Source organism: Stenotrophomonas sp. BR163, assembly GCF_047520985.2.
Lineage (GTDB): Bacteria > Pseudomonadota > Gammaproteobacteria > Xanthomonadales > Xanthomonadaceae > Stenotrophomonas > Stenotrophomonas sepilia.
This window is the reverse complement of record NZ_JAXBRE020000015.1, coordinates 26,693-33,726: the sequence shown is the minus strand read 5'-3', so window position 1 is coordinate 33,726 and position 7,034 is coordinate 26,693. Positions and strand designations below refer to the sequence as shown.

Sequence of the window (7,034 nt, the reverse complement as noted above, 5' to 3'; positions counted from 1 at the left end):
CTGGCCGGCAACCCCATGAATCTTCGCAGACATGAACCCATTGCCGGCCAGCGGCCGGCACTACCGGAATGCGAGCCGAGTGGGCACGGTCCACAAACAGAAAGGCCGTGGTCTGCACCACGGCCTCTCCTTCATCCGATGAACATCATTCTTACTTGGTGATATCCACGTTCTTGGTTTCGCGCAGGAACAGGCCGCCGATCACCACCGACATCAGTGCGATCGCAATCGGGTACCACAGGCCGTAGTACAGGTTGCCGGTACCGGCCACCAGCGCGAACGAGATGGCCGGCAGGAAGCCACCGAACCAGCCGTTGCCGATGTGGTACGGCAGCGACATCGAGGTGTAGCGGATACGGGTCGGGAACAGTTCGACCAGGTAGGCGGCGATCGGGCCGTAGACCATGGTCACGTACAGCACCAGCAGCCACAGCATGAAGATGGTGCCGGCGATGTTGATGCGCGCACCATCGGCCTTGGCCGGGTAGCCGGCGGTGGTCAGCGCGGTCTTCAGCTCCGCTCCGAACGCATCGGCCTTGGCCTTGCCTTCTTCCTTGGTCAGGCCTGCGGCCTCATACGAGGGGACGCTGGCGCTGCCCACGTTCACCATCGCCAGCGAGCCGGCGGCGGCGGGCTGCACGTCGTACGGCACGCCGGCCTTGGTCAGCGCGGCGGTGGCCACGTCGCAGGAGCTGGTGAACTTGCGCAGGCCCACCGGATCGAACTGGAACGAGCAGGTGGCCGGATCGGCGACGACCAGGGCCGGCGAGCTGCTGCGGGCTTCTTCGATGGCCGGGTTGGCGAAGTGGGTCAGGCCCTTGAAGATCGGGATGTAGGTGATGGCCGCCAGCAGGCAGCCGGCCAGGATGATCTTCTTGCGGCCGATGCGGTCGGACAGCCAGCCGAAGAAGATGAAGAACGGCGTGCCCAGTGCCAGCGCAGCGGCGATCAGCAGGTAGGAGGTGGTGGCATCGACCTTCAGCATGCTGCTGAGGAAGAACAGCGCGTAGAACTGGCCGCCGTACCAGACCACGGCTTGGCCAGCCGCCGCACCGAGCAGGACCAGCAGCATCAGCTTCAGGTTGCCGCCCTTCAGGCTGTCGCGGAACGGGGTCTTGGAGCCCTTGCCTTCAGCCTTCATCTGCTGGAACAGCGGCGATTCGCTCAGCTGCAGGCGGATCCACACCGAAATGCCCAGCAGCAGGATCGACACCAGGAACGGAATGCGCCAGCCCCAGGCTTCGAACGCCTCGTTGCCCAGCGTCATGCGGCAGGCCAGGATGATCAGCAGCGACAGGAACAGGCCGAGCGTGGCGGTGCACTGGATGAAGCTGGTGTACAGGCCGCGCTTGTCGTCCGGCGCGTGCTCGGCCACGTAGGTGGCGGCACCGCCGTACTCGCCGCCCATCGCCAGGCCCTGGGCCAGGCGCAGGATGATCAGGATCACCGGTGCGGCAAACCCGATCGAGGCGTAGTTGGGCAGCACGCCGACCAGGAAGGTCGAGATGCCCATGATCAGGATGGTGACCAGGAAGGTGTACTTGCGGCCGATGCGGTCGCCGAGGCTGCCGAAGAAGGCCGCGCCGAACGGACGCACGAAGAAGCCGGCGGCGAACGCCAGCAGGGCGAAGATCATGCCCGTGGTTTCATTGACGCCACTGAAGAACTGCTTGGCGATGATGGCCGCGAGCGAGCCGTACAGGAAGAAGTCATACCACTCGAAGACCGTGCCGAGGCTCGAGGCGAAGATGACCTTCTTGTGGCCCTTGGTCAGGGTGCCCGCTTTATGTGCGGTGCTGGGTGTACTGGACATGGGACGCTTCCCCTCCGAAGCAATCGTTGTTGGTGGGTGCCGACCGTTGGTCGGCACTCAGTTCGGTAGATGCCGACCTTGGCCGGCACCCCATCTCGGTAGGTGCCGGCCGCTGGCCGGCACGCTCTTAGAAGCTGTACTTCGTAGTGAACTGCAACCGGGTGATGTCACCCTTGTTGCCGTTCTCCACTTCGCGGCGGCCGTACATCAGCTCCGCACCGATATCGACCTTGGGCAGCGGCGAATAGAAGATGTTGCCGCGGATGCTCTGCACGCTCTTGGTCACCAGCGGGCCGAGGATGCTGTCGTTGTCGTAGTCGCTGCGCGCGTAGATCAGGTTGGTGCGCAGCTTCGGCGAGAACGCATGCCGCCAGCCGACATAGCCGGCCAGCACGCCGGTCGGGTTGAGTTCGTCGCGGGCCACGTCATAGGCACTGTCGGCAGTGATGCCCAGGCCGATGTAGCGGGCGATGCCTTCGCCACCGGTCAGCTGGTAATGCAGCGAATCGCTGTCACCCATCACCCACTTGCCGCCCAGGGTCAGGCCGCCGGCCACCTTGTCGGCCTTCGCGCCGGTCGCCTGGTTGTCGACCTTCAGCTGGCGGACGATGCCGCCGACACCGAAGGTGCCCCAGTCGCCCTTCCAGCCATAGCGCAGGGTCAGGTCGGGCAGGCTGCCACGGTCGGAGTTGGCGCTGGCGTTGGTCCAGGCGCCGGTGACCGGGTTGCGGGTACCGGTGAGGGTGGTGGTTTCCGGGTTTTCCAGCGCGACGCTGAAGCCGCCCTGGGTGTAGCGCACCTGCGCTTGGCGCACGAAGATCACGCCGTCGGTGGGGCCGACGAAGTCGACCGCTTCCGGCAGTGCGGCCGCGTCCATGAAGTTGGACCAGGTCTGGCCGGCCAGCCAGTTGTTCCAGTACATGTAGGCGTGGCGCAGGGTCACGCCATAGGTATTGGTGGCAGTCTGGTTGCCCAGCGAGTTGCCGAAGAAGTCCATCTCGAAGAACGCACCGGCCTTGTTGCCCGATTCGCTGACGTTGTCGATGCCCAGGTTGAAGCGCGAGAACTTGGCATGGGCGTTGAAATCGGTGCCCGACCGCTTGCCGCTGCCGCCAGCGCCTTCCACCGGGGTCTGGCCCGGCAGGTACAGCGAACGGCCGGTGGCGTCGTCGGCCAGCTGGCCATCGCTGGTCTGGGTGGCCAGGAAGTCGGCCTTGATGAAGCCGCCGATCTTGACCGTGGTGCCCGGTGCCGCGCCCGGGGTGAGGGTGGTGACCTGGATCGGCTGCTTGCCGGCCGGCACCTGTGCAACCGGCTTCTGCTCGGCCTGCACCGTGCGCACTTCGGTCACCGCCTGCTGGGTCTGGCTGATCTGGGTCTGTTGTTGTTGCTGCGAAGACAGCAGCAGCTGGACTTGGCGTTCCAGTTCGGCAACGCGTGCTTCCAGTGCCTTCTCTTTGGCGGTCTCTGCGAACGCCATGCCCGGTGCGACCAGGGCGACCAGCAGGCAGGCCGCCAAAGGTGTGCGCACGGCTTTCAACGTACGGTGGCTCATGTTGCCCTCTCTCCCAAGTGGCAAGGTGATGCCGCGCGTGGGGCACGGTCGAGCCGAGACTGCGGGGCGATTATGTATAGCGGCTATTCGCCATTGGTCGAACCCGGCCCTGCAGGGCGCTCACTTTCGACCATGGTCTAACCAGGGTGGTGACGCGGCCGGGGGTGGATGGGGCAAACTGAGGGGGATCGGTCGTTGCGATGCTGCGACCGCACATACAAAGTCAACGTGCAAGTGAGGGTGCCATGGCTGATATCTACCCCGTCGATCCGCAGTTCGCCGCCAAGGCACGCATCGACAAGAAGACCTATGAACAGCAGTACCAGGCGTCGGTGACCGACCCGGATGGATTCTGGGGCAAGGCCGCCGAGCGCCTGCAATGGATGCGCAAGCCGACGAAGATCAAGAACGTCAGCTACGACCTGTCCGACTTCCACATCAAGTGGTTCGAGGATGGTGAGCTCAATGCCAGCGTGAACTGCCTGGATCGCCAGCTGGAAACGCGCGGCGACAAGACCGCCCTGCTGTTTGAGCCGGACGGCCCGGATGCACCGGCCCAGCACGTGACCTATCGCGAACTGTATGAGCGCACCTGCCGCCTCGGCAATGCGCTGCGCAACCTTGGGGTCAAGAAAGGCGACCGCGTCACCATCTACCTGCCGATGATCGTCGACGCCGCAGTAGCCATGCTGGCCTGCGCGCGCATCGGTGCGATCCACTCGGTGGTGTTCGGTGGCTTCGCGCCGAACTCGATCGCCGACCGCGTCAGCGACTGCCAGAGCAAGCTGATCATCACCGCCGACGAAGGCTTGCGCGGTGGCCGCAGGATTCCGCTGAAGGCCAACGTCGATGCCGCGCTGAAGCTGCCGGGCACGAACACGGTTGAAACCGTGCTGGTGGTGCGCCACACCGGCGGCGCGGTGGACATGCAGGCCCCGCGCGACCGCTGGTTCCACGATGTGGTGGACAGCCAGCCGTCCACCTGCGAACCGGAACGCATGAACGCGGAAGACCCGCTGTTCATCCTCTACACCTCCGGCTCCACCGGCAAGCCGAAGGGCGTGCTGCACACCACCGGCGGCTATCTGCTGTACGCGGCCTACACCCATGAAGCGGTGTTCGACCTGCGCGAGGACGACATCTACTGGTGCACCGCCGATGTCGGCTGGGTCACCGGCCACAGCTACATCGTGTACGGGCCACTGGCCAACGGTGCGACCTCGCTGATGTTCGAAGGCGTGCCGAACTATCCGGACACCTCGCGCTTCTGGAACGTCATCGACAAGCACAAGGTGAGCATCTTCTACACCGCCCCGACCGCCATCCGTGCGCTGATGCGCGAAGGCGAGGAGCCGGTGAAGAAGACCTCGCGCGCGTCGCTGCGCCTGCTCGGCAGCGTCGGCGAGCCGATCAATCCGGAAGCCTGGCGCTGGTACTACGAAGTGGTCGGCGACAGCCGCTGCCCGATCGTCGATACCTGGTGGCAGACCGAAACCGGCGGCATCCTGATCTCGCCGCTGGCCGGCGCGATGGACCTCAAGCCGGGGTCGGCCACCCTGCCCTTCTTCGGCGTGCAGCCGGCGCTGGTCAATGCCGATGGCGAGATCCAGGACGGCCCGACCGAGGGCAACCTGATCATCCGTGACTCCTGGCCGGGCCAGATGCGCACGGTGTACGGCGACCACCAGCGCTTCATCGATACCTACTTCCGCACCTACCCGGGCAGCTACTTCACCGGTGACGGTTGCCGCCGCGACGAAGACGGCTATTACTGGATCACCGGCCGCGTCGACGACGTGATCAATGTGTCCGGCCATCGCATCGGCACCGCCGAAGTGGAAAGCGCGCTGGTCTCGCATCCGAAGGTGGCCGAAGCGGCGGTCGTGGGCTTCCCGCACGACGTCAAGGGCCAGGGCATCTACGCCTACGTCACCCTGGTGGCCGAAGAGGCCCCGAGCGATGAACTGCACAAGGAGCTGATCGCCTGGGTGCGCAAGGAGATCGGGCCGATCGCCACACCGGACCACCTGCAGTGGGCACCGGGCCTGCCGAAGACCCGCTCGGGCAAGATCATGCGCCGCATCCTGCGCAAGATTGCCGAAAACGCACCGGACCAGCTCGGCGACACCTCGACCTTGGCCGATCCATCGGTGGTGGCATCGCTGGTGGACGAGCGCAAGGTGCGATGACGTACGACCCGGGGTCGGATCCCTTTCCTCAAGGAAAGGGCTCTGACCCCATCTGCTTTCCCCCACGGTTCCCCCCGACCATGACCACCCTCCTGATTGCCGATGACCACCCGCTGTTCCGCGAAGCCCTGCGCGGCGCCGTGCAGCGGGTCATCCCCGGCGTGCAGCTGTTCGAGGCCGACAGCGTGGAAGCGCTGTACGCGCTGGCTGACCAGCACAACGACGCCGACCTGGTCCTGATGGATCTCAACATGCCCGGTGCGCAGGGTTTCAACGCACTGGTGCACATGCGCTCACTGCACCCCCAGCTGCCAGTGGTGGTTGTGTCCGCGCGCGAAGAGGCCACGGTGATGCGCCGCGCGCTCGACCACGGTGCGCTGGGCTTCATCCCGAAGTCTGCGGATTCGGACACCATCGGCCATGCGTTGGGCACCATCCTCGATGGCGAGACCTGGGCACCGCCGGAAGCGCACAACGTGCCGCCCACCGGCAGCGAAGAACGCGAAGTCGGCCAGCGCCTGCGCGAGCTGACCCCGCAGCAGTTCCGCGTCCTGCAGATGCTCGGCGCCGGCCGCTTGAACAAGCAGATCGCCTACGACCTCAACGTCTCCGAAGCGACGATCAAGGCCCACGTCACCGCCATCCTGCGCAAGCTCGGCGTGACCAACCGCACCCAGGCCGTGCTGATGGCCGGCAAGCTGGCGATCGACGACGACACCATCGTGCTGCCGCCGGAAGAAGACTGACGGTAGTGCCGGCCGCTGGCCGGCAATCGTCCGACACCGCCTGAAACCGCTGTGGTAGGTGCCAAGCTTGCTTGGCCAGGTGTATCCGCGGCACCCGCCGGCGCATGAATCATGGCCAATGCCCGGCAATTGGTTCCAAGCGTATGGCGGTGCGACCGATGTGTTTCGCATCTCTCTGCTACCCAGGACGACGCATTTGGCTCTATGGCTGCCACTACTGCAATTGCATACTGCCGCTGCATGGCGACTTGGGCTCGAAAATGAACACTCTGCTCGACACACTCAGAGATGCGTCGCAGCTTCGACCGGAAGAACGGGACGCCATCCGCATGCTGGTTGCCTTCGTCCGCGAAGGCTGTCCGGATGGCCCCAGCCCACCAGGCTTCCCCAATGATCGCAAGGAGGATTTTCGGCGTGCGGCGCTCGAGTACTTCTCCGATCCGCCCGATCCTGCCAATCACTTTCGGATTGATGTTCCCAGCGATGAGTACATCCGCACCCAGGCGCGAATATACAAGCGCCCATCGGGTGCCCAGGTGGAACTGGACCTGTTCGCCGATGGCGAGATGTGTGATCTGACCGCCACCTTCGACCTTGATCGTGAAAGCGTGGTGTTCGGCGGCCCCACGCTGTACAGCATCCATGTGATGTAGCCGGTCGCGTCCGCATTCCTGCCGGCCAGCGGCCGGCACTACCAGGCACCGCTGCGCTCACGATATAGCCATCGCTAT

General features: G+C 64.9%; 5 protein-coding genes. 3 read left to right on the top strand and 2 right to left on the bottom strand.

Annotation, left to right across the window (positions count from 1 at the left end):
- Positions 1–151: 151 nt before the first annotated feature.
- Together ACM0PY_RS13430 and ACM0PY_RS13425 are read right to left on the bottom strand one after the other, a co-directional pair.
- Entirely contained in the window at positions 152–1,813 is a 1,662-nt protein-coding gene (locus ACM0PY_RS13430) for an MFS transporter (protein WP_065196779.1), read from the bottom strand.
- Between the two features lie 127 nt (positions 1,814–1,940).
- A complete protein-coding gene (locus ACM0PY_RS13425) occupies positions 1,941–3,368 on the bottom strand; it encodes a DcaP family trimeric outer membrane transporter (RefSeq protein ID WP_053461689.1) in 1,428 nt (475 codons plus the stop codon).
- Positions 3,369–3,613: 245 nt separating this feature from the next.
- Here ACM0PY_RS13425 and acs point away from each other — a divergent pair, with 245 nt between their 5' ends.
- From acs to ACM0PY_RS13410, 3 genes are all read left to right on the top strand, one after another.
- Positions 3,614–5,557 (top strand): acetate--CoA ligase, encoded by a 1,944-nt coding sequence (gene acs, locus ACM0PY_RS13420; protein WP_053498791.1) that lies wholly within the window; start codon positions 3,614–3,616, stop codon positions 5,555–5,557.
- 80 nt (positions 5,558–5,637) lie between these two features.
- On the top strand, positions 5,638–6,303 hold the full coding sequence (locus ACM0PY_RS13415) for a response regulator transcription factor (protein WP_111201069.1): 666 nt from the start codon (positions 5,638–5,640) through the stop codon (positions 6,301–6,303).
- 260 nt (positions 6,304–6,563) lie between these two features.
- Positions 6,564–6,956, top strand: a complete 393-nt coding sequence (locus tag ACM0PY_RS13410) for a hypothetical protein (RefSeq protein ID WP_134970843.1) — start codon at positions 6,564–6,566, stop codon at positions 6,954–6,956.
- Positions 6,957–7,034 lie beyond the last annotated feature (78 nt).